At 68.7% G+C, this 23,694-nt stretch carries 22 protein-coding genes; 12 read left to right on the top strand and 10 right to left on the bottom strand.

From position 1 onward, the window contains the following. Window positions 1-4 precede the first annotated feature (4 nt). The 8 genes from ispG to N5D30_RS14220 all read left to right on the top strand — a co-directional run bounded on the left by ispG (window position 5) and on the right by N5D30_RS14220 (window position 8,599). Complete coding sequence (gene ispG, locus N5D30_RS14255; protein ID WP_279903165.1) at window positions 5-1,117, top strand: flavodoxin-dependent (E)-4-hydroxy-3-methylbut-2-enyl-diphosphate synthase; 1,113 nt, start codon at window positions 5-7, stop codon at window positions 1,115-1,117. 13 nt (window positions 1,118-1,130) lie between these two features. Next, window positions 1,131-2,417, top strand: a complete 1,287-nt coding sequence (gene hisS, locus N5D30_RS14250; protein WP_279909553.1) for a histidine--tRNA ligase — start codon at window positions 1,131-1,133, stop codon at window positions 2,415-2,417. A 33-nt stretch (window positions 2,418-2,450) separates the two neighbouring features. Then, the gene (locus N5D30_RS14245) at window positions 2,451-3,086 is read left to right on the top strand and encodes a tetratricopeptide repeat protein (protein WP_220815564.1); all 636 of its coding nucleotides are present in this window, start codon (window positions 2,451-2,453) and stop codon (window positions 3,084-3,086) included. Beyond that, on the top strand, window positions 3,079-4,230 hold the full coding sequence (gene bamB / locus N5D30_RS14240; RefSeq protein ID WP_279909551.1) for an outer membrane protein assembly factor BamB: 1,152 nt from the start codon (window positions 3,079-3,081) through the stop codon (window positions 4,228-4,230). Before N5D30_RS14245 ends, bamB begins: the two co-directional genes overlap by 8 nt. A gap of 69 nt (window positions 4,231-4,299) precedes the next feature. Beyond that, entirely contained in the window at window positions 4,300-5,799 is a 1,500-nt protein-coding gene (gene der, locus N5D30_RS14235; protein WP_279909550.1) for a ribosome biogenesis GTPase Der, read from the top strand. Window positions 5,800-6,068: 269 nt separating this feature from the next. Then, window positions 6,069-7,217 (top strand): pyridoxal phosphate-dependent aminotransferase, encoded by a 1,149-nt coding sequence (locus N5D30_RS14230; protein WP_279909549.1) that lies wholly within the window; start codon window positions 6,069-6,071, stop codon window positions 7,215-7,217. A gap of 36 nt (window positions 7,218-7,253) precedes the next feature. After that, complete coding sequence (locus tag N5D30_RS14225) at window positions 7,254-8,093, top strand: amidohydrolase (protein ID WP_279909590.1); 840 nt, start codon at window positions 7,254-7,256, stop codon at window positions 8,091-8,093. 14 nt (window positions 8,094-8,107) lie between these two features. After that, complete coding sequence (locus N5D30_RS14220) at window positions 8,108-8,599, top strand: hypothetical protein (RefSeq protein ID WP_279909548.1); 492 nt, start codon at window positions 8,108-8,110, stop codon at window positions 8,597-8,599. A 235-nt stretch (window positions 8,600-8,834) separates the two neighbouring features. On the opposite strand, the gene N5D30_RS14215 is transcribed toward N5D30_RS14220, so the two are convergent. The 4 genes from N5D30_RS14215 to N5D30_RS14200 form a co-directional block, all read right to left on the bottom strand. After that, window positions 8,835-9,896, bottom strand: coding sequence for an NAD(P)-dependent alcohol dehydrogenase (locus N5D30_RS14215; protein WP_279909546.1), 1,062 nt, complete (start codon window positions 9,894-9,896; stop codon window positions 8,835-8,837). 387 nt (window positions 9,897-10,283) lie between these two features. After that, window positions 10,284-11,960, bottom strand: a complete 1,677-nt coding sequence (gene leuA, locus N5D30_RS14210; RefSeq protein WP_279909545.1) for a 2-isopropylmalate synthase — start codon at window positions 11,958-11,960, stop codon at window positions 10,284-10,286. A 72-nt stretch (window positions 11,961-12,032) separates the two neighbouring features. Beyond that, window positions 12,033-12,191, bottom strand: coding sequence for a hypothetical protein (locus tag N5D30_RS14205; RefSeq protein ID WP_279909544.1), 159 nt, complete (start codon window positions 12,189-12,191; stop codon window positions 12,033-12,035). 82 nt (window positions 12,192-12,273) lie between these two features. Next, complete coding sequence (locus tag N5D30_RS14200; RefSeq protein ID WP_279909543.1) at window positions 12,274-13,503, bottom strand: mechanosensitive ion channel family protein; 1,230 nt, start codon at window positions 13,501-13,503, stop codon at window positions 12,274-12,276. 131 nt (window positions 13,504-13,634) lie between these two features. Between N5D30_RS14200 and N5D30_RS14195 the strand changes: the two genes are divergently transcribed. Continuing rightward, window positions 13,635-14,027, top strand: coding sequence for a DUF6491 family protein (locus tag N5D30_RS14195; RefSeq protein WP_279909542.1), 393 nt, complete (start codon window positions 13,635-13,637; stop codon window positions 14,025-14,027). Window positions 14,028-14,061: 34 nt separating this feature from the next. Here the strand turns inward: N5D30_RS14195 and N5D30_RS14190 are convergent, their stop codons facing one another. The 5 genes from N5D30_RS14190 to xseA form a co-directional block, all read right to left on the bottom strand. Next, complete coding sequence (locus tag N5D30_RS14190; RefSeq protein WP_279909541.1) at window positions 14,062-16,542, bottom strand: TonB-dependent siderophore receptor; 2,481 nt, start codon at window positions 16,540-16,542, stop codon at window positions 14,062-14,064. 178 nt (window positions 16,543-16,720) lie between these two features. Then, window positions 16,721-17,677, bottom strand: a complete 957-nt coding sequence (locus tag N5D30_RS14185) for a FecR family protein (protein ID WP_279909540.1) — start codon at window positions 17,675-17,677, stop codon at window positions 16,721-16,723. After that, a complete protein-coding gene (locus N5D30_RS14180; RefSeq protein WP_279909539.1) occupies window positions 17,674-18,180 on the bottom strand; it encodes a sigma-70 family RNA polymerase sigma factor in 507 nt (168 codons plus the stop codon). Before N5D30_RS14180 ends, N5D30_RS14185 begins: the two co-directional genes overlap by 4 nt. 108 nt (window positions 18,181-18,288) lie before the next feature. Beyond that, window positions 18,289-19,107, bottom strand: coding sequence for a peptidoglycan DD-metalloendopeptidase family protein (locus N5D30_RS14175; protein WP_279909537.1), 819 nt, complete (start codon window positions 19,105-19,107; stop codon window positions 18,289-18,291). Window positions 19,108-19,110: 3 nt separating this feature from the next. Then, window positions 19,111-20,490 (bottom strand): exodeoxyribonuclease VII large subunit, encoded by a 1,380-nt coding sequence (xseA, locus tag N5D30_RS14170; protein ID WP_279909536.1) that lies wholly within the window; start codon window positions 20,488-20,490, stop codon window positions 19,111-19,113. Between the two features lie 105 nt (window positions 20,491-20,595). Between xseA and N5D30_RS14165 the strand changes: the two genes are divergently transcribed. Together N5D30_RS14165 and N5D30_RS14160 are read left to right on the top strand one after the other, a co-directional pair. Beyond that, entirely contained in the window at window positions 20,596-21,351 is a 756-nt protein-coding gene (locus N5D30_RS14165) for an EAL domain-containing protein (protein WP_279909535.1), read from the top strand. Beyond that, the gene (locus tag N5D30_RS14160) at window positions 21,348-21,899 is read left to right on the top strand and encodes a sugar ABC transporter ATPase (RefSeq protein ID WP_279909534.1); all 552 of its coding nucleotides are present in this window, start codon (window positions 21,348-21,350) and stop codon (window positions 21,897-21,899) included. Before N5D30_RS14165 ends, N5D30_RS14160 begins: the two co-directional genes overlap by 4 nt. Window positions 21,900-21,905: 6 nt before the next feature. Here N5D30_RS14160 and N5D30_RS14155 read toward each other — a convergent pair whose 3' ends face one another. Next, window positions 21,906-22,802, bottom strand: a complete 897-nt coding sequence (locus N5D30_RS14155) for a LysR substrate-binding domain-containing protein (protein ID WP_279909533.1) — start codon at window positions 22,800-22,802, stop codon at window positions 21,906-21,908. Between the two features lie 120 nt (window positions 22,803-22,922). Here N5D30_RS14155 and N5D30_RS14150 point away from each other — a divergent pair, with 120 nt between their 5' ends. Further along, window positions 22,923-23,681, top strand: a complete 759-nt coding sequence (locus tag N5D30_RS14150; protein WP_279909588.1) for a sulfite exporter TauE/SafE family protein — start codon at window positions 22,923-22,925, stop codon at window positions 23,679-23,681. Window positions 23,682-23,694 lie beyond the last annotated feature (13 nt).

Genomic DNA, 23,694 nt, shown 5'->3' with positions numbered 1-23,694 from the left:
GAACATGCATTGCGAATCCCCCATCAAGCGTCGCCTGTCCCGCAAGATCTGGGTCGGCTCGGTACCGGTCGGCGGCGATGCGCCGATCGCGGTGCAGAGCATGACCAACACCGAGACCTGCGACGTCGAGGCCACCGTCGGCCAGATCCAGCGCCTCGAAGCCGCCGGCGCCGACATCGTGCGCGTCTCCGTGCCCTCCATGGAGGCGGCCGAGGCCTTCGGCAGGATCAAGCAGCAGGTCAACCTGCCGCTGGTCGCCGACATCCACTTCGACTACCAGATCGCCCTGCGCGTGGCCGAGCTGGGCGTCGACTGCCTGCGCATCAACCCGGGCAACATCGGTCGCGAGGACCGGGTCAAGGCGGTGGTCGAGGCGGCCCGCGACAAGGGCATCCCGATTCGCATCGGGGTCAACGCCGGCTCCCTGGAAAAGGACCTGCAGAAGAAGTACGGCGAGCCGACGCCCGAGGCGCTGGTGGAGTCCGCGTTGCGCCACGTCGAGCACCTGGACCGCCTGAACTTCCCCGACTTCAAGGTCAGCGTGAAGGCCTCCGACGTGTTCATGGCCGTCGAGGCGTACCGCCTGCTGGCCAGGCAGATCGAGCAGCCGCTGCACCTGGGCATCACCGAGGCCGGCGGCCTGCGCTCCGGCACCGTGAAGTCCGCGGTCGGCCTGGGCATGCTGCTGGCCGACGGTATCGGCGACACCATCCGCATTTCCCTCGCCGCCGATCCGGTGGAGGAGATCAAGGTCGGTTTCGACATCCTCAAGTCCCTGCGCCTGCGCTCGCGTGGCATCAACTTCATCGCCTGCCCGAGCTGCTCGCGGCAGAACTTCGACGTGGTCAAGACCATGAACGAGCTGGAGGCGCGGGTCGAGGACCTGCTGGTGCCGATGGACGTGGCCGTGATCGGCTGCGTGGTCAACGGCCCGGGCGAGGCCAAGGAGGCGCACATCGGCCTCACCGGCGGCACGCCGAACAACCTGGTCTACATCGATGGCGCCCCGGCGTCGAAACTGACCAACGACAATCTGGTGGACGAGCTGGAGAAGCTCATCCGTCGCAAGGCGGCCGAGAAGGCCGAGGCCGACGCGGCCGTCATCGCCCGCGGCTGATTAAGGACTCCCTGTGAGCAAGACCCTACAAGCCATCCGTGGCATGAACGACATCCTGCCGGAGCAGACGCCGGCCTGGCGCTACCTGGAAAGCACCCTGGCCAGCCTGCTCGATGGCTATGGCTACAAGGAAATCCGCCTGCCCATCGTCGAGTACACCGAGCTGTTCGCCCGTGGCATCGGCGAGGGTACCGACGTGGTGGACAAGGAGATGTACACCTTCCTCGACCGCAACGAGGAATCCCTGACCCTGCGCCCGGAAGGCACCGCCGGCTGCGTGCGCGCGGTGCTCGAGCACGGCCTGTCCGGCGGCGGCCAGGTGCAGAAGCTGTGGTACGCCGGCCCGATGTTCCGCTACGAGAAGCCGCAGAAGGGGCGCTACCGCCAGTTCCACCAGGTGGGTGTGGAAATCTTCAACCTGCCGGGGCCGGACGTCGACGCCGAGCTGATCGTGCTGACCTGGCGCCTGTGGCAGAAGCTCGGCCTGGCCGATGCGGTGACCCTGCAGCTCAACAGCCTGGGTTCCAGCGAGGCCCGCGCGACCTACCGCGACGCCCTGGTGGCCTATCTGCGGGAGCGCTTCGACCAGCTCGACGAGGATAGCCAGCGCCGCCTGACCACCAACCCGCTGCGCATCCTCGACAGCAAGAACGCCCAGACCCAGGCCTTGCTGGCCGACGCGCCGTCCCTGGCCGACTACCTGGACGAGGAGTCCCGCCTGCACTTCGAAGGCGTCAAGGCGCGCCTGGACGCGGTGGGCATCCGCTACGAGATCAACCCCAGGCTGGTCCGTGGCCTCGACTACTACAACCGCACCGTGATCGAGTGGGTCACCGACAAGCTCGGCGCCCAGGGCACGGTGTGCGCCGGCGGCCGCTACGATGGCCTGGTCGGCCAGCTCGGCGGCAAGCCGACCGCGGGCGTGGGCTTCGCCATGGGCGTGGAGCGCCTGGTGCTGCTGCTGGAAACCCTGGAACTGCTGCCGGCCGAGCTGAACAGCCCGGCGGACGTCTACCTGTGCGCCTTCGGCGAGGCCGCCGAAGTGGCCGGCCTGGGCCTGGCCGAGCGCCTGCGCGACGCCATTCCCGGGCTGCGCCTGCTGGTCAACGCCGGCGGCGGCAGCTTCAAGAGCCAGTTCAAGAAGGCCGACAAGAGCGGCGCGCGCTTCGCCCTGATTCTGGGTGAGGACGAACTGGCCGCCCGCGTGGTAGGTTGCAAACCCCTGCGCGACGACGCACAGCAACAGAACATTGCCTGGGATGCGCTGCCGGCGCATCTCGCCGCCTGCCTGCAGGCCTGAGAACAAAGCGAATAAGGAGTTATCGGGGTGAGCATGACCGAAGAAGAACAGATTGCGCAGCTGAAGGACTGGTGGCAGCGCAATGGCAAACCCCTGCTGACCGGCGGCGTGCTTGCGCTGGCCCTGGTGTTCGGCTGGCAGGGCTGGCAGCACTACAAGACCAGCCAGGCCCAGGGCGCGGGGGCGCTCTATCAGCAGATGCTCGAGTCCACCTTCACGGCCGATGGCCAGCCGGACGTCGGCAGGGTCACCGAACTCGCCGCCCGCCTGAAGAAGGAATACGGCGGCACCAGCTACGCCCAGTACGCCAGCCTGTTCATCGCCAAGCTGGCCGTGGAAAACGGCAAGCTGGACGATGCCATCGCCGAACTCAAGCCGCTGCTGGACAAGCCCGCCGACGAAGCCATCGGCGAGATGGCGCGCCAGCGCACCGCGCGCGTGCTGGCGGCCCAGGGCAAGGTCGAGGAAGGCCTGAAGCTGCTGGACGGCAAGGTCGGCAAGGCCTGGCAGGCCAGCCGCGAGGAACTCAAGGGTGACCTGCTGGTGCAGCTCGGCCGTGGCGACGACGCCCACGCGGCCTACCAGAAGGCCAAGGAGTCCCTGGCCGAGGACGCCGCCGTGGGTGGCCTGCAGATGAAGCTCGACGACCTGGCCAAAGGGGATGCCTGACGTGATGCGTTGGAAGAATGCAGCGATGCTGGCCCTGGCCGTACTGGCCGTGGGTTGCAGCAGCAACAGCAAGAAGGAACTGCCGCCGAACGAACTGCCCGACATCCAGGAAGAAGTACGCCTGGATGCCCGCTGGAGCCGTTCGGTCGGTGATGGCCAGGGCGATCTGTACAACCTGCTGACGCCTGCCAGCGACGGCGAGCGCCTGTTCGCCGCTGCCGCCGACGGCGAAGTGGTCGCCCTGGATCGCCTGACCGGCGACAAGTTCTGGGAGGTCGATCTCGACCTGCCGATCTCCGGTGGTGTCGGCGCCGGCTACGGCCTGGTGCTGGTCGGCACCCTCAAGGGTGAGGTGATCGCCCTCGACGCCAGCAGTGGCGAAGAGAAGTGGCGCGCCCGCGTCACCAGCGAAGTGCTCTCCGCCCCGGCCACCAACGGCGACGTCGTCGTGGTGCAGACCCAGGACGACCGCCTGATCGCCTTCGACGCCGGCACCGGCAGCCAGCGCTGGATCTACGAGAACAGCCCGGCCGTGCTGACCCTGCGCGGCACCAGCAGCCCGGTCATGACCAACAGCCTGGTGATCGCCGGTCTCTCGTCCGGCAAGCTCCTGGCGCTGGACGCCAGCCGTGGCATTCCGGTGTGGGAACAGCGCGTGGCCGTGCCGCAGGGCCGTTCCGAACTGGAGCGCATGGTCGACATCGACGGCAACCTGCTGCTCACCGGCGGCAACCTGTACGCGGTGAGCTACCAGGGCAAGGTCGCCGCGTTCGACGCGGAATCCGGCCGCCCGCTGTGGACCCGTGACGCATCCAGCTACGTGGGCCTGGCCCAGGGCTTCGGCAGCGTCTACGTCAGCCTGGCCAGCGGTGCCGTGGAAGGCGTCGACGAGAACTCCAATTCCGCCCTGTGGAGCAACGATGCCCTGCTGCGTCGCCAGCTGTCCGCGCCGGAAGTGTTCTCCAGCTACGTGGCGGTCGGTGACTTCGAGGGCTATCTACACCTGCTGAGCCAGGTGGACGGCCATTTCGTCGGTCGCGAGAAGATCGATGGCGACGGCGTGCGCGTCCGTCCGCTGGTGATCGGCGACTGGATCTATGCCTACGGCAACAGCGGCAAGCTGGTCGGCCTGACCATCCGCTAAGCTGAGTTGCAAAGCCCGGCCGCTGCCGTTCGACGGCAGCGGCCTTTGTGTTTTCTGAGGTAAATGTCGATGGTTCCTGTAATCGCCCTGGTGGGCCGCCCCAACGTCGGCAAGTCGACGCTGTTCAACCGCCTGACCAAGACCCGCGACGCCATCGTGGCCGAATACGCGGGCCTGACCCGCGATCGCCAGTACGGCGAGGCCAAGTGGCAGGGGCGCACCTACATCGTCATCGACACCGGCGGCATCTCCGGCGACGAGGAAGGCATCGACGCCAAGATGGCCGAGCAGTCCCTGCAGGCCATCGAGGAAGCCGACGCCGTGCTGTTCATGGTCGACTCGCGCGCCGGCATGACCGCCGCCGACCAGATGATCGCCGAGCATCTGCGCAAGCGGAACAAGCGCCGCTTCCTGATCGCCAACAAGGTCGATACCGTCGACCCGGACATCGCCCGCGCCGAGTTCAGCCCGCTGGGCCTGGGCGACGCCCTGCCGATCGCCGCCGCCCACGGCCGTGGCATCACCCAGATGCTGGAAGCCGCGCTGGGCATCTTCCCCCGCGACGATGGCGAGCCAGAGCCGGTCGACGGCGAGGAGGGCGCGGAGGCCCCGGCCGAGGAAGTGGTCGCTGAAGGGCAGGAGGCCAAGCGCATCCCCGGTCCGAGCGAGAAGGACGGCATCAAGATCGCCATCATCGGCCGCCCCAACGTGGGCAAGTCGACCCTGGTCAACCGCATGCTCGGCGAGGAGCGGGTGATCGTCTACGACCAGGCGGGAACGACGCGGGACAGCATCTATATCCCGTTCGAGCGTGACGAGGAGAAGTACACCCTGATCGACACCGCCGGCGTGCGCCGCCGCGGCAAGATCTTCGAGGCCGTCGAGAAGTTCTCGGTGGTCAAGACCCTGCAGGCCATCCAAGACGCCAACGTGGTGATCTTCGTGATGGACGCCCGCGAGGGCGTGGTCGAGCACGACCTCAACCTGCTCGGCTTCGTGCTGGAAACCGGCCGCGCGCTGGTCATCGCCCTGAACAAGTGGGACGGCATGGAGCAGGGCGAGAAGGACTACGTGAAGACCGAGCTGGAACGCCGGCTGATGTTCGTCGACTGGGCCGACATCCACTTCATTTCGGCCAAGCACGGCACCGGCGTCGGCCACCTGTACAAGTCGGTGCAGACCGCCTTCAAGGCCGCCGTGACCCGCTGGCCGACCAACCGCCTGACCCAGATCCTCGAGGACTGCGTGCAGGAGCACCAGCCGCCGACCGTCAACGGCCGCCGCATCAAGCTGCGCTACGCCCACCTCGGTGGCGCCAACCCGCCGCTGATCGTGATCCACGGCAACCAGGTGGATTCGGTACCGAAGACCTACACCCGCTACCTGGAAAACACCTACCGGCGCGTGCTCAAGCTGGTCGGCACGCCGATCCGCATCGAGTACAAGGGCGGCGACAACCCGTTCGAGGGCAAGAAGAACAAGCTCACCGAGCGCCAGGTGAACCGCAAGCGCCGGCTGATGAGCCACCACAAGAAGGCCGAGAAGAAGCGCAAGGACAAGAAAAGGTAGTTTCCAGCACGGGGCAATCGGGTGGAGCAGCTGTACGCACAACCCGACACCCCGTCGTCCCCGCGAAGGCGGGGACCCAGCGAGGCGGCTACTGGATTCCCGCCTGCGCGGGAATGACGGAATTTCCTGCCTGCCTTGTCGGTACAGGGGGGCTCTCTACCCGGTTGCCCCTGGTTACAAGCGGCAAGCGACAAGCTGCAAATGGAGCCGGACCGCTTTTTCTTGCGGCCTGAAGCTTGTAGCTTGCAGCTTTCCCCGAGGAAGTCCCGATGCTCGCCAGCAAGCTGCCCAATGTCGGCACCACCATCTTCACCCGCATGTCCCAGCTCGCCGCGGAGACCGGCGCGCTCAACCTGTCCCAGGGCTTTCCCGACTTCGATGGCCCGCAGGCCCTGCGCGAAGCGGTGGCCCGGCATGTGCTGGAAGGGCGCAACCAGTATTCGCCGATGACCGGCCTGCCGGCCCTGCGCCAGCAGGTGGCGGCCAAGCTGGCCCGCAGCTACGGCGTGCAGCGCGACGCGGACAGCGAGATCACCATCACCCCCGGCGCCACCGAGGCGATCTTCTGCGCGGTGCAGGCGCTGATCCATGCGGGCGACGAGGCCATCGTCCTCGACCCCTGCTACGACAGCTACGAGCCCTCGGTGGAACTGGCCGGCGGCCGCTGCGTGCATGTGCCGCTGGCGCTGCCGGACTTCTCGGTCGACTGGCAGCGCCTGGCCGACGCCATCACCCCGCGCACCCGCCTGATCTTCCTCAATTCGCCGCACAATCCCAGCGGCGCGCTGCTCGCCCGCGAGGATCTGGACCGACTGGCCGACCTGATCCGTGGCCGCGACATCCACATCATCAGCGATGAGGTCTACGAGCACCTGATCTTCGACGGCGCCCGCCATGCCAGCGTGCTGGCCCACGAGGAGCTGAACGCCCGGGCCTACGTGGTCAGCTCATTCGGCAAGACCTACCACGTCACCGGCTGGAAGACCGGCTACGTGGTGGCGCCGCCGGCGCTGACCGCCGAGCTGCGCAAGATCCACCAGTACGTCAACTTCTGCGGGGTGACCCCGCTGCAGCACGCGCTGGCCGACTTCATGGCCGCGCATCCCGAGCATGTCGAGGAGCTGCCGGCCTTCTACCAGGCCAAGCGCGACTTGTTCTGCGATCTGCTGGCCGACTCTCGCTTCCGCTTCACCCGCGCGCCGGGCACCTACTTCCAGCTCGCCGACTACTCGGCGATCCGCCCGGACCTGGACGACGTGGCCATGGCCGAATGGCTGACCCGCGAGCACGGTGTGGCGACCATCCCGGTCTCCGTGTTCTATCAGCAGGCGCCGGCCGACTTGCGCCTGGTGCGCTTCTGCTTCGCCAAGCGCGAGGAGACGCTGCGCCAGGCCGCCGACAGGCTCCGCTCCGTGTAGTGGAGTGGGAGCGGCCTTGGCCGCGATGTTCTCGTGTTGCCTGCCTCGCGGCCAAGGCCGCTCCCACAAAGATTTCAGGAGTTACCCGTGAATAGCAGACCCGACCTCGAACTGGCGCTGGTCCAGAGCGAACTGGATTGGCACGACGCCGCCGCCAACCGCGCGCGCTTCGAGCCGCTGCTGGAGCAGGCTCGCGGCGCCGACCTGGTGGTGCTGCCGGAAATGTTCAGCACCGGTTTCTCCATGCGCTCGGCCGAGCTGGCCGAGCCGGAGGACGGCCCCACCACGGCCTGGCTACGCGAGCAGGCCCGGCGCATCGACGCCGTGGTGACCGGCAGCCTGATCATCCAGGCGGCCGACGGCAGCTACCGCAACCGCCTGCTGTGGGCGCGCCCGGACGGTTCGCTGGCGCACTACGACAAGCGCCACCTGTTCCGCATGGCCGGCGAGCAGAAGCACTACGCCGCCGGCGAGGAACAGGTGCTGCTGGAGGTGAAGGGCTGGAAGGTGCGGCCGCTGATCTGCTACGACCTGCGCTTCCCGGTGTGGAGCCGCGACCCGCGGGACACCGACCTGCTGCTCTACACCGCCAACTGGCCGGCCGCCCGCCGCCACCACTGGAATCGCCTGCTGCCGGCCCGGGCCATCGAGAACCTGTGCTACGTTGCGGCGGTGAACCGCATCGGCAGCGACGGCAACGGCCATCCCTACAGCGGCGATTCCCAGGTGCTGGATTTCCAGGGCGAAGCCCTGCTGGCGCCGGGCGATGCTGCGGGTGTGTTCCGCGTGCGCTTGCCCGCCGCCGACCTGGCGGCCTACCGCGAGCGCTTCCCGGCCCATCTGGACGCCGACACCTTCCACCTCGACTCGAACTGACAGGAGACATCCGCATGGACGCCAAGCCCGACAACAACCCCTACCAAGCGCCCCAGGCCGACCTGGTCACCGCCGGCCAGGCCAGCGGCCCGCTCTACCGCCTGAGTGCCGTGGGCATCGCCACCTTCTTCGGCACGCCGCTGGCCGGCGCCTACATCGCCGCCCACAACCTGCGCGCCCTGGGTCTCCAGGCGCGGGTGCGCAACACTTGGTGGCTGGCCATCGGCCTGTTCGCCGTCGTGATGGTGATCGGCTACTGGCTGCCGGACGGCGCGGGTATCGGCATGACCGTCGCCCAGGTGATCGGCATGCACCAGTACGCCAAGGCGCAGTTCGGCGAGGCGGTGGAGGGGCACGCCGGCCCCTTCCGCTCCAACTGGCGGGCGTTCGGCATCTCCCTGCTGTTCCTGCTGGCGTTCCTCGTGGTGGTGTTCGGCGCAGCGCTGGTGATCGGCGTGGGCGAGGGCGAGATGACCACGTTGGGTGGTCCTGTGTCGGTCGAATAAAAGGCGCGTACGAAAAAAGCCGGGCCAAGCCCGTAATGCTGTCAGGCTATGGCCCAATTGAGCATTGCTGGATGCCCTTGTGGGAGCGGCCTTGGCCGCGAAGCTGTGTTGTCAGCTCCATTCGCGGACAAGTCCGCTCCCACAGGGGCGAGTTCACCAACAACTGGTTGTGCCCGGTGAACAGCAATACTGCGTGGCCCGGTAGGGCGGGTGAAACCCGCGGGTTCCACCCGCCCTACTCGGCGTCGGTCTGCTTGAGGGAGGCCATGTCGATCACGAAGCGGTACTTCACGTCGCTTCTGAGCATGCGCTCGTAGGCCTGGTTGATCGACTGGATCGGGATCATCTCGATGTCCGAGACGATGCCGTGCTCGGCGCAGAAGTCGAGCATTTCCTGGGTCTCGGCGATGCCGCCGATCAGCGAGCCGGCGATGCGGCGGCGCTTGAAGATCAGGCCGAACACGTCTGGCGACGGGTGCGGCGACTCGGGGGCGCCGACCAGGGTCATGGTCGCGTCGCGCTTGAGCAGGGCGAGGAACGGGTCGAGCGGGTGCGGCGCGGCCACGGTGTTGAGGATGAAGTCGAAGCTGTTGACGTGGGCCGCCATTTCCTCGGCGTTCTTCGACACCACCACTTCGGCGGCGCCCAGGCGCAGGGCGTCGTCACGCTTGTTCGGCGAGGTGGTGAACAGCACCACGTGGGCGCCCATGGCGCTGGCGATCTTCACCGCCATGTGGCCGAGGCCGCCGAGGCCGACCACGCCGACCTTCTGCCCCGGGCCGACCTTCCACTGGCGCAGCGGCGAATAGGTGGTGATGCCGGCGCACAGCAGCGGGGCGACCGCCGCCAGGTTGTCGGCGTGGCGGATGCGCAGGACGAACTTCTGGTCGACCACGATGTTGTCGGAGTAGCCGCCGTAGGTGTTCTCGCCGCCGAACACCGGGCCGTTGTAGGTGCCGGTGAAGCCGTTCTCGCAGTACTGCTCCAGGCCTTCTGCGCAGGAGGCGCAGTGGCGGCAGCTGTCGACCATGCAGCCGACCCCGGCGACGTCGCCGACCTTGAAGGCGCTGACGTTGGCGCCCACGGCGACCACCTTGCCGATGATCTCGTGGCCGGGTACCGAAGGGTACAGGGTGTTCTTCCATTCGTTGCGGGCGGTGTGCAGGTCCGAGTGGCAGACGCCGCAGTAGAGGATGTCGATCTTCACGTCGTCCGGGCCGACGGCGCGGCGCTGGATCTCGAAGGGGGCCATTGGCGCCTGTGGGTTCTGGGCGGCGTAGGCGAGGGTCGTGCTCATGGAAATCTCCTGGGCGGATCGATGGGCCGAAGGAGAGGTTAGTGCAGGGCGATGGCGGCGGGTTTGCACGATCCTGCCGAATCCATGCCCAGAGATGGCGGAGCGAAAAAGGGGGCCGAAGCCTAATGCCAGTCAGTTAAGGCATTTTCCATGGTTGGCGAGCGCCATCCACCCTGTGGGAGCGGACTTGTCCGCGAACGGGGCTGACAACAAAGCTTCGCGGCCAATCGGAATGCCGCCCAGCCGCTCCCACAAAGGCCGAGTCTGTTCGCCACGGCCGACTCAGGCATAGCCAGGGAAAAACGCCGTGACCCAGCAGGGCAATCGCGGCGTTTCTCTTAACTGACAGGCATTAGGCCGAAGCCCCCTGTGTCCGATGCCGCTGGATCAGGCCGCGGCGCTGTCGCCGGAAGCCTGGGCCAGGGCGCGGTTGAGCGCGCTGAACAGGGCGCGGAAGGTCGCGGTGGTCAGGTTCTCGTCGATGCCGATGCCGTGCAGCGGACGGCCGCCGTTCAGGCGTACCTCGATGTAGGCCGCGGCCTGGGCGTTGGTGCCGGCGCTGATGGCGTGCTCGTGGTAGTCCATGATCTCGATGCTCTGCGGCAGCGCGGCGACCAGTGCCTCCAGCGGACCCTTGCCGGTGCCGTGCTTGCGGCGCGTCTCGCCGTTGTGGCTGACCTCGACGTCCACGGTGCAGATGCCGTTCTCTTCCTGCAGGCGATGACCCTTCAGCGCGTAGGGGCTGTCGGCCTCGAGGTATTCGCTCTGCAGCAGGCGGTGAATCTGCTGGGCGGTCATCTCCAGGCCGAGGCGGTCGGTCTCGCGCTGCACCACCTGGCTGAACTCGATCTGCAGGCGGCGCGGCAGGGTGATGCCGTACTCCTGTTCGAGCAGGAAGGTGATGCCGCCCTTGCCGGACTGGCTGTTGACGCGGATCACCGCCTCGTAGTCGCGGCCGATGTCGGCCGGGTCGATCGGCAGGTACGGCACTTCCCAGACGGCGTCGTCCTTCTGCTGCGCGAAGCCCTTGCGGATGGCGTCCTGGTGCGAGCCGGAGAACGCGGTGTGGACCAGGTCGCCGACGTACGGGTGGCGCGGGTGCACCGGGATCTGGTTGCAGTCCTCGACCACCTTGCGCACAGCGTCGATGTCGGAGAAGTCGAGCTGTGGGTGCACGCCCTGGGTGTACATGTTCAGCGCCATGGTCACCAGGCAGAGGTTGCCGGTGCGCTCGCCGTTGCCGAACAGGCAGCCTTCCACGCGGTCGGCGCCGGCCATCAGCGCCAGTTCCGAGGCGGCCACGCCGGTGCCGCGGTCGTTGTGGGTGTGCAGGCTGATGATCACGCTGTCACGCTTGTCGATGTGGCGGCCGAACCACTCGATCTGGTCGGCGTAGTGGTTCGGCGTGGCGCACTCGATGGTCGCCGGCAGGTTGAGGATCAGGCGGTTGGCCGGGGTCGGCTGGAACACGTCGATCACCGCGTTGCACACCTCGACGGCGAAGTCGGTCTCGGTGCTGCTGAACACCTCCGGCGAGTACTCGAAGCCCCAGCGGGTTTCCGGCGCGGCGTCGGCCAGGCGCTTGATGGTCTTGCCGGCGGCCACGGCGATGGCCTTGACGCCCGCCTTGTCCTGGTTGAAGACGATCTTGCGGAAGCTCGGCGCGCAGGCGTTGTAGTAGTGGACGATGGCCTTCTTCGCGCCCTTGAGGGACTCGAAGGTGCGCTCGATGAGGTCGTCGCGGGCCTGGGTCAGCACCTGGATGGTCACGTCGTCGGGGATGTGGCCGCCTTCGATCAGTTCGCGGACGAAGTCGAAGTCGGTCTGCGAGGCGGACGGGAAGCCCACCTCGATCTCCTTGAGGCCCACCTGCACCAGGCACTTGAAGAAGCGCATCTTCTTCTCGGCATCCATCGGCTCGATCAGCGACTGGTTGCCGTCGCGCAGGTCGGTGGACAGCCAGATCGGCGCCTTGTCGATGATCTTGTCCGGCCAGGTGCGGTCCGGGAGCTGGATCGGTGTGAACGGGCGGTATTTCCGGGACGGGTCTTTGAGCATGGTCATCGGGCTAGATCCTTGTGTCGGCGGCAGGCCGGGGCGAATCGCGAATTCGGGTGGTGCGTCGGGGGAGGGGGCTCAGCTGCGCAGTCGCGGGCTGACCAGGCGCTGGCAGGCGTATTGACGCAGCAGGATGAGGGTGTGGGCGGTTTTCATGGCGTTCACCTTAATCAGCGAGGTGAAAGCTGGCAAGGCTTCTCGGAAAAACGCCATAAAATCGCGCAATCGGTTTTTCATGGGATTTTTATTGCCTGATCGTGGCGTTCGGCGAGAGCGGCTTGCGTCCGGGCGCGCGGTCTCGCCACGCGCCCGGGGCGGATCAGCGGTCGGCGCCCACCAGGCGCTGGAAGTCCGCGCCGCCGGGGTTCTGGAACACGCGCAGGCCGAAGGCAGGCAGGATCGCCAGCAGGTGATCGAAGATGTCCGCCTGGATGCGCTCGTACTGCGCCCACGCCACGGTGTTGGTGAAGCAGTAGATCTCCAGCGGCAGGCCGCTCTCGCCCGGCTGCAGGTGGCGCACCAGCAGGGTCATCTGCGGATGCACCTCGGGGTGGTTGCGCAGGTAGCGCTCGACGTAGGCGCGGAAGGTGCCGAGGTTGGTCAGCTGGCGGCCGTTGAGCGGGTCGCCGAAGCCGGCGTTGTACTGCTGCAGCTCGGCGCGCTTCTGTTCCAGGTAGTCGCCAATCAGGTCGAAGCGGTGCAGTTGCTCCAGGCCCTCGGCGTCGAGGAAGCGCACGCTGTTCTGGTCCAGGTGCAGGCAGCGCTTGATGCGCCGGCCGCCGGACTCCTGCATGCCGCGCCAGTTCTTGAACGAGTCGGTGATGAAGCGCTTGGTGGGGATGGTGGTGATGGTCTTGTCCCAGTTCTGCACCTTGACCGTGTGCAGGGCGATGTCGATGACGTCGCCGTCGGCGTTGAGCTGCGGCATCTCCACCCAGTCGCCGACGCGGATGATGTCGTTGGAGCTGATCTGCACGCTGGCCACCAGCGACAGCAGGGTGTCTTGGAAGATCAGCAGCAGCACCGCGGCCATGGCGCCGAGGCCGGACAGCAGGATCAGCGGCGAGCGGTCGATCAGCGCGGCGATGATGAGGATCGCGGCGATGGCGAACACGGCGATCTTGAGCACCTGCACGTAGCCCTTGATGGGTCGCAGGTGGGCGTCGGGGCGGCGCTGGTAGAGGGTGTTGACCAGGCCCAGGACCTCGCTGATCGCCAGCGCCAGGGTCAGCACCACGAAGGCGCCGCAGACGTTGCGCACCACGGTGACCGCCTCGGCCGGCAGGCCGGCGATCAGGCCCACGCCGAGGGACAGGATCAGCGCCGGGACGATGTTTGCCAGGCGGGCGATGACCTTGGAGTCGTTGAGCACGCTGTCCTGGCCCAGGGCGGTGGCGCGCAGCGCGCGGTACAGGCCGCGCAGGAGGATGCGCTTGACCAGCCAGTTGGCGATCCAGGCGGCCAGTACCAGCAGGCTGGCGCCGATCAGGGTGAAGAGTTGCGGGTGCTGTTCGAGCCATTGCAGGGCTTCGCGGTACTGTTCGGGCATGGGTCTCCTCGACAGGTGGTGTTTCCGGTGGCCGGCCGGGGCGCGGCAAAGTGCATTACCCTAACAAGGAGCGGTGGGTAATGCCGGCCGGTTTTCTTACCAAACCTGTCTGACCTGTCAGGAGAGAGATCATGAGAACTGTTTTCGTCGCGTTGCTGGGGCTGCTGGCCGGCTGCGCCAGCGGCCCGCGCAACGACCAGCTGCCGCTGGACGAACACCTGGCCAGGCTCGGGCTGCGCCAGGGCGAGGCCGTGCAGGCGATATCGCGCTATGACATCGGCGGCTGGGAGTACCTGGACAAGCGCCACATCAGCGTGGGTCGCGCGCCGGCGCGGCGCTATCTGGTGGAGTTCACCCGGCCGTGCGACCGGCTCGGCTTCTCCAGCATCATCGGCTTCAGCTCGACGGTGGGCCAGTTGACCCGCATGGACCACATCACGGTGACGGACATGGGCGACATTCCCCAGACCTGCCAGATCGAGGGCCTGTACCGGCTGGATAAGGTGGAGAAGAAGGCGCCCTGAGGCAGACGGGGCGGCGCGCGCCGCCCCGTGGGGGTCAGAACTCGCCGCGCAGGGCCAGGGAGAAGTTGCGCGGCTCGCCGTAGTAGTAGTTCACGCCGATGGCGCCAATCTTCTCGTAGTAGTACTTGTCGAAGAGGTTGTTGGCGTTGAACTGGACCGAGTAGTGCTCGTTGAAGCGGTACCCCAGCATCGCGTTGTAGATCGCATAGCCGCCCTGTTCGGCACGTGCGGCGCCGTTGACCGAGTAGATGTCGCTTTGCGCCTGCACGCCGCCACCCACGGTCCAGGCGGAATAGGCGCCGGGCAGCTGGTAGGTGGTGAACAGGCGCAGCAGGTGTTTCGGGTCCGTGGTGCGCAGGACGTTGCCGGCGTTGGCGGCGGTGTCCTTCAGGTACTCGGTGGTGGTGTAGGTATAGCCGCCTGCAACCTGCCAGCCGGGCATCAGCTCGCCGGAAATCTCCAGTTCCACGCCCTCGCTGCGGCTCTTGCCGGAAGCGGACTTGCAGAACCCGGTGGGGTAGTACGGCGGGCATTGCTGAACCCCGTCGGTGATCGATGGGTCGTCCAGCGCCTTGCCGATCAGGTTGGTGCGGAACACCGAGACGGCGCTGTTCAGGCGGCCCTCGTAGAATTCGCCCTTGAGGCCCACTTCGTACACTTCGCCGGTCATGGGTTCGATTACCGAGCCCGTGCTGTCGAACACCGCCTGCGGGGAGAATATCTCGGTGTAGCTGGCGTAGGCGCTGAGGGCCTCGTTCAGGTCGTAGATGAGGGCTGCGTAGGGCACCACTTCCCGATTGACCCGGTAGTCGCCGGTCGCGCTGGTGCGCTGGTCGAAGTCGTACCAGTTCAGGCGCGCGCCGAGAATGGCGGTGAGCGGATCGGCCAGCGAGATGTTCCAGCTGGCGTAGAGGGCTTCCTGGGTGGTGATGGTGTGGGTCTGCGGGTTGGCCGTCGGGCTGGTGCGGTCCTTGTTGACCTGCGACGGGTTCCAGTTGCGCAGGTCGACGCCACGGGCGTTGTAGCCCCACACGGACTCGACGCCGATGCTGTCGGACTCGTAGCGCTCGGCACCGACGGTCAGGCGGTGCTCCCTGCCCAGCAGGTTGAAGGTGCCGTCCAGCACGGCTCCCAGGTTGGTGTGCAGGGTCCTGCCACCGCCGTCGCTGAAGTTGTAGGACACGTCCCACAGGTAGGGATCGGTGGCGCCTCTCGGCCGCGCCAGGTTGGTCTGCTGGAAGCCGTGGTCCTTGTAGGCGAAGCGGTTGCGGCTGCCGTTCAGCTTGAGCGTCCAGCCGTTGTCGAAGATGTGCTCCAGCTCGGCGAAGTACTGCGTGCCGGTGCGGTCCCAGCGGGCCCAGTTGGCGCCGAGGAAGGTATCGCGCGAGAACGGCAGCGGCGAGCCGTCGAAGTCCGCCGGCAGGTTGCCCCAGGCGCCGGTGGCATCCAGTTCGGTGTATTCCAATCCCCCGGTCAGCGTGGTGTTTGCGCCGAGGTCGGCGGCCAGCACGGTATAGAGCACGTTCTTGCGCTCCATGCGGGTGTCCTGGAAGAAGTCCTTGTCGTCGTGCACGGCGATCACGCGGCCGCGGATCGCGCCGCCGTCCACCAGCGGTCCCGACAGGTCGGCCACGTAGCGGTTGGCCTCCCAGGAGCCCAGGGTGTAGCTGGCCGAGCCCTGGAAGTCCCGGGTGGGGCGTTTGCGCACCATGTTCACCGTGCCCGAGGGGTTGCCGGCGCCGCGCAGCATGCCGCTGGCGCCCCGCAGGACTTCCACGTGGTCGAGGGTGGCCGTGTCGGGCTGGATGAAACTGCCGCCGCCCGCGCCCTGGGCGACGGTGGCGCCGTCGAACTGGATGGCGTCGATGGAGAACCCGCGCGAGTAGTAATTGACCCGCTCGCTGTCGGTGTAGTCGACCACGACGCCCGGGGTCTGCTCGAGAACCTGGGTCAGGTTGTTCAGGTTCTGGTCCTTCAGGCGTCGCTCGGTGAGCACGCTGACCGACTGCGGGGTGCGGCGCAGCGACTGGGGCGCCTTGCCGATGCTCACGGCGCCGGTGGTGTAGGAGTCGCTGCCTTCGGTGATGGCGCCCAGGCCGACCGCGCTGACGCTGGTGGCGCCCAGTTCGACGGCGCTGCCGGCGTCCACCTGCTCGCTCAGCACGAAGCTGCCGTTGCCCTGGTCCAGGGCCTGCAGGCCGCTGCCCTGGAGCAGCCGGGCCAGGCCCTGGCTGACTTCGTAGTCGCCCTGCAGCCCCGGCGAGGTGCGGCCGGCGGTCTGCTGCGGTGTGCTGGCGAGGGTGATGCCGGCGGCGCGGGCGAACTGGTTGAGGGCATCGGCCAGCGTGCCGGCGGGAATATCGTAGTGGCGGGCGCTGGTCGCGCCGGGCGCGTCGGCCGCCTGTACGGCGAGGGGCGCGGCGCTCAGCCCCAGGGCGGCGCCGAACAGTGTGCCGCGCAGGGCACGGATCAGGGGCGAGAGGGTGGGAATCGGTCGGGAGGTGGACATGGTCATGGGCGGGAAACGGCTCGTGGCAGGAATGGTTCTTATTCCCTGCCGATCCATCCCCGCAGAACCCGACAGAAATTCTTCAGTTTTTTCATATGGCCCATTGCACCGGTTGTGCGCGTAGCGTGACGTGGGGCCAGGGGCTGGCTTGCTGGTGCGCGCGGCGCACCCTACCTCGATGCACTCAAGCGGCCTCGACGCGCACCCACCAGCGGGTCATGTAGCGGGTGCGCACGGGCAGGGTGCGGGCCAGCACCCGCAGCAGCTCGTCGGTGTCGGCCAGGCGGAACACGCCGGACAGGCGCAGCCCGGCGACGTCCGGCGCGTAGCCCAGGTGGCCCGGGCGGTAGCGGCCGACTTCCTCGAGGAAGTGGTCCAGGCGCATGTCGCGGGTGACGATCAGGCCGTCGCGCCAGGCGTTCGGCTCCAGCGCCTGGGCCGGCAGCAGGTCGGCCTTGCCGCCTGCGATCAGGTAGCGCTGGCCGGCACTGGCGCTGAGTGGCGGCTCGCCGAAGGCGACGCTGCCCTGGTCGACGCTGAGGCAGGTGCCGGCGTCGCCCAGGCGCAGGCCGAAGCGGCTGTCGGGAGCGGCCTCGAACAGGCCGTCCGGGGTGCGCACGCGCAGCGGCGTCGCGCCGCCCGGGCGGCAGTCGAGGAACAGTTCGCCACGGCGCAGCACGATCAGGCGCTGTGCGCCATCCAGTTGCAGGTCGACGGCGCTGTCGGTGTTGAGGTCCAGGGTGCTGCCGTCGCCCAGCGGCAATTGGCGGCGCTCGCCCACGGCGGTGGCCTGGTCGGCCAGCAGTGGCTGGGCCAGGCCGAGGTCGCGGCCCAGCCAGGCGGCGGCGCCGGCCACGGTGGCCAGCGACAGCAGCTTGAGCGCCTGGCGCCGTTGCAGGCGGCGCGCCGAGTTCTCCAGGGTGGCCACGGTGCCGCCGGGCAGGGCGCCGAGGTCGCGGGAGATTTCCCGGTGCAGGCCGCTGATGCGCTGCCAGGCCCGTTCGTGGCGGGCGTCCTGGCGGCGCCAGTGTTCGCATTGCTGGCGCAGGGCGGGGTCGTCGCTGTGCTGCAGGCGCACCAGCCAGTCGATGGCCTGGCGCACGCGCAGCGCCTCGGCGTCGTTGTGCGGGCTGCCGCTCATGCCTCGGCCTCGTCGCCGTAGCGCAGCAGGTAGCAGTGGTACAGCGCCTCGGCCACGTAGCGCTCCACGGAGCGCACCGACACGCCGAGGCGCTCGGCGATCTGCACGTGGGTCAGGCCCTCGCACTGGGCCAGCAGGAAGGCGCTGCGCACCCTCGGCTTGAGGCCGTCGAGCATCCGGGCGATGCGTTCGAGCAGTTCCAGCACCACCTCCCGGGCTTCCGGCGACGGCGCCTCGGCCTCGGGCAGGTGGGCCAGGCTTTCCAGCCAGGCGCGCTGCAGCTCCTCCCGCCGCCAGTGGTCGATCACCAGGCCGCGGGCGACCGTGCGCAGGAACGCCCGCGGCGTGTCGATGGCGCCGAGGTCGCAGCGCTGCATGACGCGCAGGAAGGTGTCCTGGGCGAAGTCCGCGGCATCGGCGGCGTTGCCCAGGCGCGCGCGCAGCCAGGACTTCAGCCAGCCGTGGTGGTCGCTATAGAAGGTATGGAGGGTGTCGCCGGGCATGGGGCACTGCGTTGCATTTGATAATTGCTCGCATTGTCATGGCCGCGGCTGCGCTTTGCAATGCCTGGCGCGTCGCGTCGGGCCGCTCTGGCGTGCGCCCTCGGATTCTCAGGGCTGGAAGGCGCCGATGAAGATGGCCGGGTCGACCCGTGCGTCGTTGAGGCTGACGTTCCAGTGCATGTGCGGGCCGGTGGCGCGTCCGGTGGCACCGACGCGGCCGACCACGCCGCCGCGCGGCAGCTCCTGGCCGAGCTGCACGTCCACCTTGGACATGTGGCAGAACATGCTGATCAGCCCCTGGCCGTGGTCGACGAACACCGTCTTGCCGTTGAAGAAGTAGTCGCCGATCAGGATCACCTTGCCGGCGGCGGGCGCCTTGATCGGCGTGCCGGCGCCCACGGCGAAGTCCAGCCCGGAGTGCGGGTTGCGCTCCTCGCCGTTGAAGAAGCGGCGCAGGCCGAAGGGCGAGGACAGCGGGCCATTGACCGGCTTGTCGAACAGCAGGTTGCTCGGCTGGCGCGGGCTGAACTGGCGGTAGGCGGCGGTCTGCTCGGCCAGCTCGCGTTCGATGCGGGCCAGGTTCTTCGGGCTCGGGTTGACCTGTTCCTTGTTCTTCAGGGTGATGCGCTGCTCGCGGTAGTGCTTGGCGCCGACGCTGAAGCTCAGGCTGCGGCCGTCGGCCTCCAGGCGCTGCTCGCCGGGCTTGACCGTGAGCGGGATGCCGACGATGGCGATCCAGCGCGCGCCGTCTTCGCGCACGACCAGCACCGGCTTGCCCTGGTAGCGCGCCTGGGGCGCCTGGGCGCCGTTGCCCAGGTCGAGCACCGCCACCCCGCCGGGCACCGGCTTGTTCAGCAGGCGGGTGATGAAGCCCTCGGCGTGGGCGGGCAGGGCGAGGCACAACAGCAGGGCGAGGATCGGGCGCACGGGTTAGTCCAGCAGCGAGAGAGTGACCGGGGCGAGGTGGTTGTCCTCGACGCGCACGTCCAGCTCGCCCTCGCCGAGGCACGCCTTGAGGCGCTGGCCGGGGTGGGTCTGGGCGGCGGCGCGCACGGCCTGGCCGCGTTCGTCGAGGAGGATGCTGTAGCCGCGGCCGAGGGTGGCCAGCGGGCTGACGATGTTGAGGGTCTGGGCCAGGTTGCCCAGCCGCTGCCGGCGTTCGCGCAGCAGGGCGTGGGTGGCGCGCGGCAGGCGCTCGGCCAGGCTGTCCAGGCGCTGGCGCAGCAGGGCCAGGGTGCGCCCCGGGTGCTGGGCGGCCAGGCGGCCCTCCAGGCGGGCCAGGCGGTCGTGGCGGCCGGCGGCCTGCTGGGCGAAGGCACGGCGCAGGCGCAGGTCGAGGTCGTCCAGGCGCTGGGCCTGCTGGCGCAGGCGCTCGCCGGGGTGGCGCAGGCGCCGGGCCAGGCCGTCCAGGCGCAGCAGGTCGCGCTGCAGGCGCTGGCGCAGGGACAGCTGCAGGCGGCGGGCGAGGCTGTCCAGGCGGTGCTGCAGGTCGGAGCTGTCCGGGGCCAGCAACTCGGCGGCGGCCGAAGGCGTGGGCGCGCGCACGTCGGCGACGAAGTCGCTGATCGAGACGTCGGTCTCGTGGCCCACGGCGCTGACGATGGGCGTGGCGCAGGCGGCCACGGCGCGGGCCACGGCTTCCTCGTTGAAGCACCAGAGGTCTTCCAGCGAGCCGCCGCCACGGGCCAGGATCAGCGCGTCGAAGCCCTGCGCATCGGCCAGCTGCAGGGCGCGGACGATCTGCCCGGTGGCCTCGCGGCCCTGCACGGCGGTGGGGACCAGGGTCAGCTCCACCTGCGGCGCGCGTCGGCGGAACACGCTGATGATGTCGCGGATCACCGCGCCGGTCGGCGAGCTGACGATGCCGATGCGCCGCGGGTGGGCGGGCAGCGCGCGCTTGCTCTCTGCGGCGAACAGGCCCTCGCCGGCGAGCTTCTCCTTGAGTGCCTCGAAGGCCAGGCGCAGGGCGCCGTCGCCGGCCGGCTCGACGGTGTCGAGGATCAGCTGGTAGTCGCCGCGCCCCTCGAACAGCGAGACCTTGCCGCGCACCTTCACCGCCAGGCCGTCACGCAGCGCCTGGCGTACCCGCGCGGCGTTCTGCCGGAACAGCGCGCAGCGCACCTGGGCCTGGCTGTCCTTGAGGGTGAAGTAGATGTGGCCGGAGGCCGGGCGGGCGAGGTTGGAGATCTCGCCCTCCACCCACACCTGGGCGAACACGTCCTCCAGCAGCAGGCGGGCGCGGTTGTTGAGCTGGCTGACGCTGAGGGCCTCGCGGTCGAGGCCGAGGCGGGCGAAGGGATCGGTGAACATGGCCGGCATCATAGTGGCTTTGCCGGTCGCGGTCATGGGCCCCGCTGGCCGGGGAGGCCGCGGCGGCGTCATAATGAGAGCGATTCCTGTTTGTTCGCGAGTGTGATGGTGCGCATTTCCCCCGATGTTCTGTTGTCCTTCCTGGCCGGCGATGGCCTGGGCGTCGAGTACCAGCCGATCCTGCGCGTCGCCGACGGCGAGCCGGTAGCCTACGAGGCGCTGGCGCGCTTCCGCCACGAGCGGGTCGGCTACCTGCCGCCGGACCAGGTGTTCCGCCAGCTGCACGACAGCCCGCTGAGCCTGTTCCAGCTCGAACTGCTGATCAAGCGCCTGCAACTGGAGGCCTGCCCGGCGGAGCTGCCGGTGTTCCTCAACATCGATCAGGACGCCTTCGAGGTGTTCCTCGGCGAGGCCCGCCACCCCATGGTCGAGCTGCTGCTGGTGCACCGCCTGGCGGTGGTGGAGATCATCGAGAACAGCTCGGTGGCCGACGCCCGGGTCAGCATCGCCATGCAGCAGGCCTTCGGCGGCGCCGGCATCCCCATCGCCCTGGACGACCTCGGCGCCCACGACAGCCTGGTGTCGTTCGACGTGCTGCTCGGCGTGCAATACCTCAAGCTGGCCCGGGACTGGCTGTCGCGGCTGTCCAGCCCGGCGTCCATGGCGCTGCTGCGCGGTATCCTGGCGTTCGCCCGCGAGGCCGGCAAGACCGTGATCCTCGAAGGCGTGGAGGACGAGGCCCAGCTGCGCTGGGCGCGCGAGCAGGGCATCGACTGCGTGCAGGGCTTCCTGTTCCGCGAGCGCTTCATCCTCCACTGGGCCGGCGAGGCGCCGGCCGCGCCGCTGGAGCACTGCGCATGAGCGAGCGCCAGCTGATCCTGGTGCCGCGCCTGTCGCGGGTGCCGGACCACGAGTACCGGGCGCGCAAGCTGCTCGACTGGCTGGTGCGCCAGGGCATCGTCGCGGCGCTGCCCACCACCTGCGGCCGTGGCCGGGGTGGCATGGCCTACGCCATCGGCGAGGGCGCGCGGCGAGTGGCGCTGCACCCGGAGCGGCTGCCCTATGGCCAGCCGTGCAACGGCCTGGAGATCGTCACCCGGCGCTGCATCTACACGCCGACCCGCGACTTCCACGAGGAGGCTGGCTGCCCGGAGTGCCGCCAGGAGATCGGCGAGGCCTTCTTCGAGAGCCTGGACGAGTGGACGCCCGGCGACACCGACAACTTCACCTGCCCCGAGTGCGGCCACGAGGACGAGGTCAACGGCTTCCTGTTCCTGCAGCCGTGCGCGTTCTCCAACCTGGGTTTCATCTTCAACGGCTGGGCCGAGGCGGGCTTCGCGCCGGCCTTCCTGGAGGCGTTCGCCGAGCGGGCGGGGTTTCCTGTCGCCCAGGTCGTCGTCGATCCCTGAGCGGCGTCAGCCCGCCGCCAGAGCGTCGCGGAAGTGGTGGACGAACGCCTGCACCAGCGCCGAGTCGTCCTGCCGGCAGGCGAGGGCGATGCTGGTGTCGCAGGCCGCGTCGGCCAGCGGCACCAGGCTGACGCCGGGCGGTGCGATGGCGCTCATGCACTGCGGCAGCAGGGCGATGCCGAAGCCGGCCTGGATCAGTTGCAGCTGGGTGGTCTTGCGCGACACCACCCGCGCCGCCTTCGGGTAGAAACCGGCGCGCGTGCACAGCTCGGCCGCCCGGTAGCTGAGGCCGCCGCGCTGCGGATGGGGAATGGAGATGAACGGCTCGTCCACCAGCTGGGTGAGGCGCACCGATGCCGCCGCGGCCAGCGGGTGGTGGCTGGCGACGGCCAGCAGCATGGGCTCGTCGAGCAGCCGGTGCAGCACCACGCCGTCGTGCTGGCGCAGCACCGGCAGGCGCAGCAGGCCGATGTCCAGGCGCCGCTCGGCCAGCTCCTGCAGCTGGATTTCCGAGGACTGCTGGGCGATCTCCATGCGCACGCCGGGGGACTCGGCGAGGTAGCCGGCCAGCGCCTCCATCAGCGCGCCGCTCAGCGGCACGGTGCTGGAATGGTTGAGGCGCAGGGTGCCGCGCTGGCCGAGGCCGATCTCCCGGCTTTCCTGGCTGGCCCGTTCCAGCTCCAGCAGCAGGCCGCGCGCCCGCGGGTAGAAGGCCGCGCCGGCGTCGCTGAGCAGCGGCTGCCGCGCGGTGCGCACGAACAGGGCGGTGCCCATCTGTGCCTCCAGCTCCTTGATCTGCCGGCTCAAGGCCGACTGGGCGACGAACAGGCGTTCGGCGGCGGCGCTGAAACTGCCGCTTTCGACGATGGCGACGAAGTAGCGCAACTGGCGGGTGGAGATCATCTGTCATGCCTTTTCGAGATGGCTTGGCGATTCTAAACATATTGGTCGGCATGGCTGGGCTGGCGCTAGAGTGCCGGCGTCGTTGTGCAAGAAGGATGTCGCTCGATGGCGCTCACCGCGCTGTTCGCCTCGCTGCCGTTTTCGCCCGTCGACTGGCTGGCGATCCTGTTGGGCATCGTCGCCGCCTACGTGGTGTTCGGCATCGCCGGCTTCGGCACGGCGCTGGTGGCGGGGCCGGTGCTGCTGCACTTCCTGCCGCTGTCGACCATCATCCCGCTGCTGGTGCTGCTGGATTTCGTCGCCGCCTTCGGCAACCTGCTGCCGTCGCGGCGCGACGTGGCAAGGGCCGAGCTGCTGCGCCTGCTGCCGTGCATGGCGCTGGGCTGCGCGCTGGGCGTGACCTTCCTGCTCAATCTGAAGTCCGACGTGCTGCTGCTGGCGATGGGCCTGTTCGTCACCGCCTACGCCCTGTACAGCCTCGCGGTGCGGGTGCGTCCGGCCAGCCTGGCGGCCGCCTGGGCGGTGCCGGCTGGCACGGTGGGAGGGTTGTTCGGTGCGCTGTTCGGCAGTGGTGGCTTCCTCTACGCGCTCTATCTCAACGCGCGGCTGGCGGACAAGCAGCAGGCGCGCGCCACCCAGAGCGCGCTGATCAGTTGCAGCGCGCTGCTGCGGCTGAGCCTGTTCCTCGTCGCGGGCGTCTACGCCGACCTGAAGATGCTGGCGCTGGCCGTCTGCCTGTTGCCGCCCATGGCCCTGGGCCTGTGGTGCGGCCGGCGGCTGACCCTGAACATGTCGCGCGAGGCCTTCGTGCGGTTGGTGACCTGGCTGGTGCTGGCCAGCGGCCTGGGCCTGATCGGGCGCTACCTGAGCGGCGCCTAGCGGATTTTTCCGC

It is taken from the genome of Pseudomonas sp. GD03875, from assembly GCF_029840585.1.
Lineage (GTDB): Bacteria > Pseudomonadota > Gammaproteobacteria > Pseudomonadales > Pseudomonadaceae > Aquipseudomonas > Aquipseudomonas paralcaligenes.
This window is presented reverse-complemented; position numbering and strand designations above follow the sequence as displayed.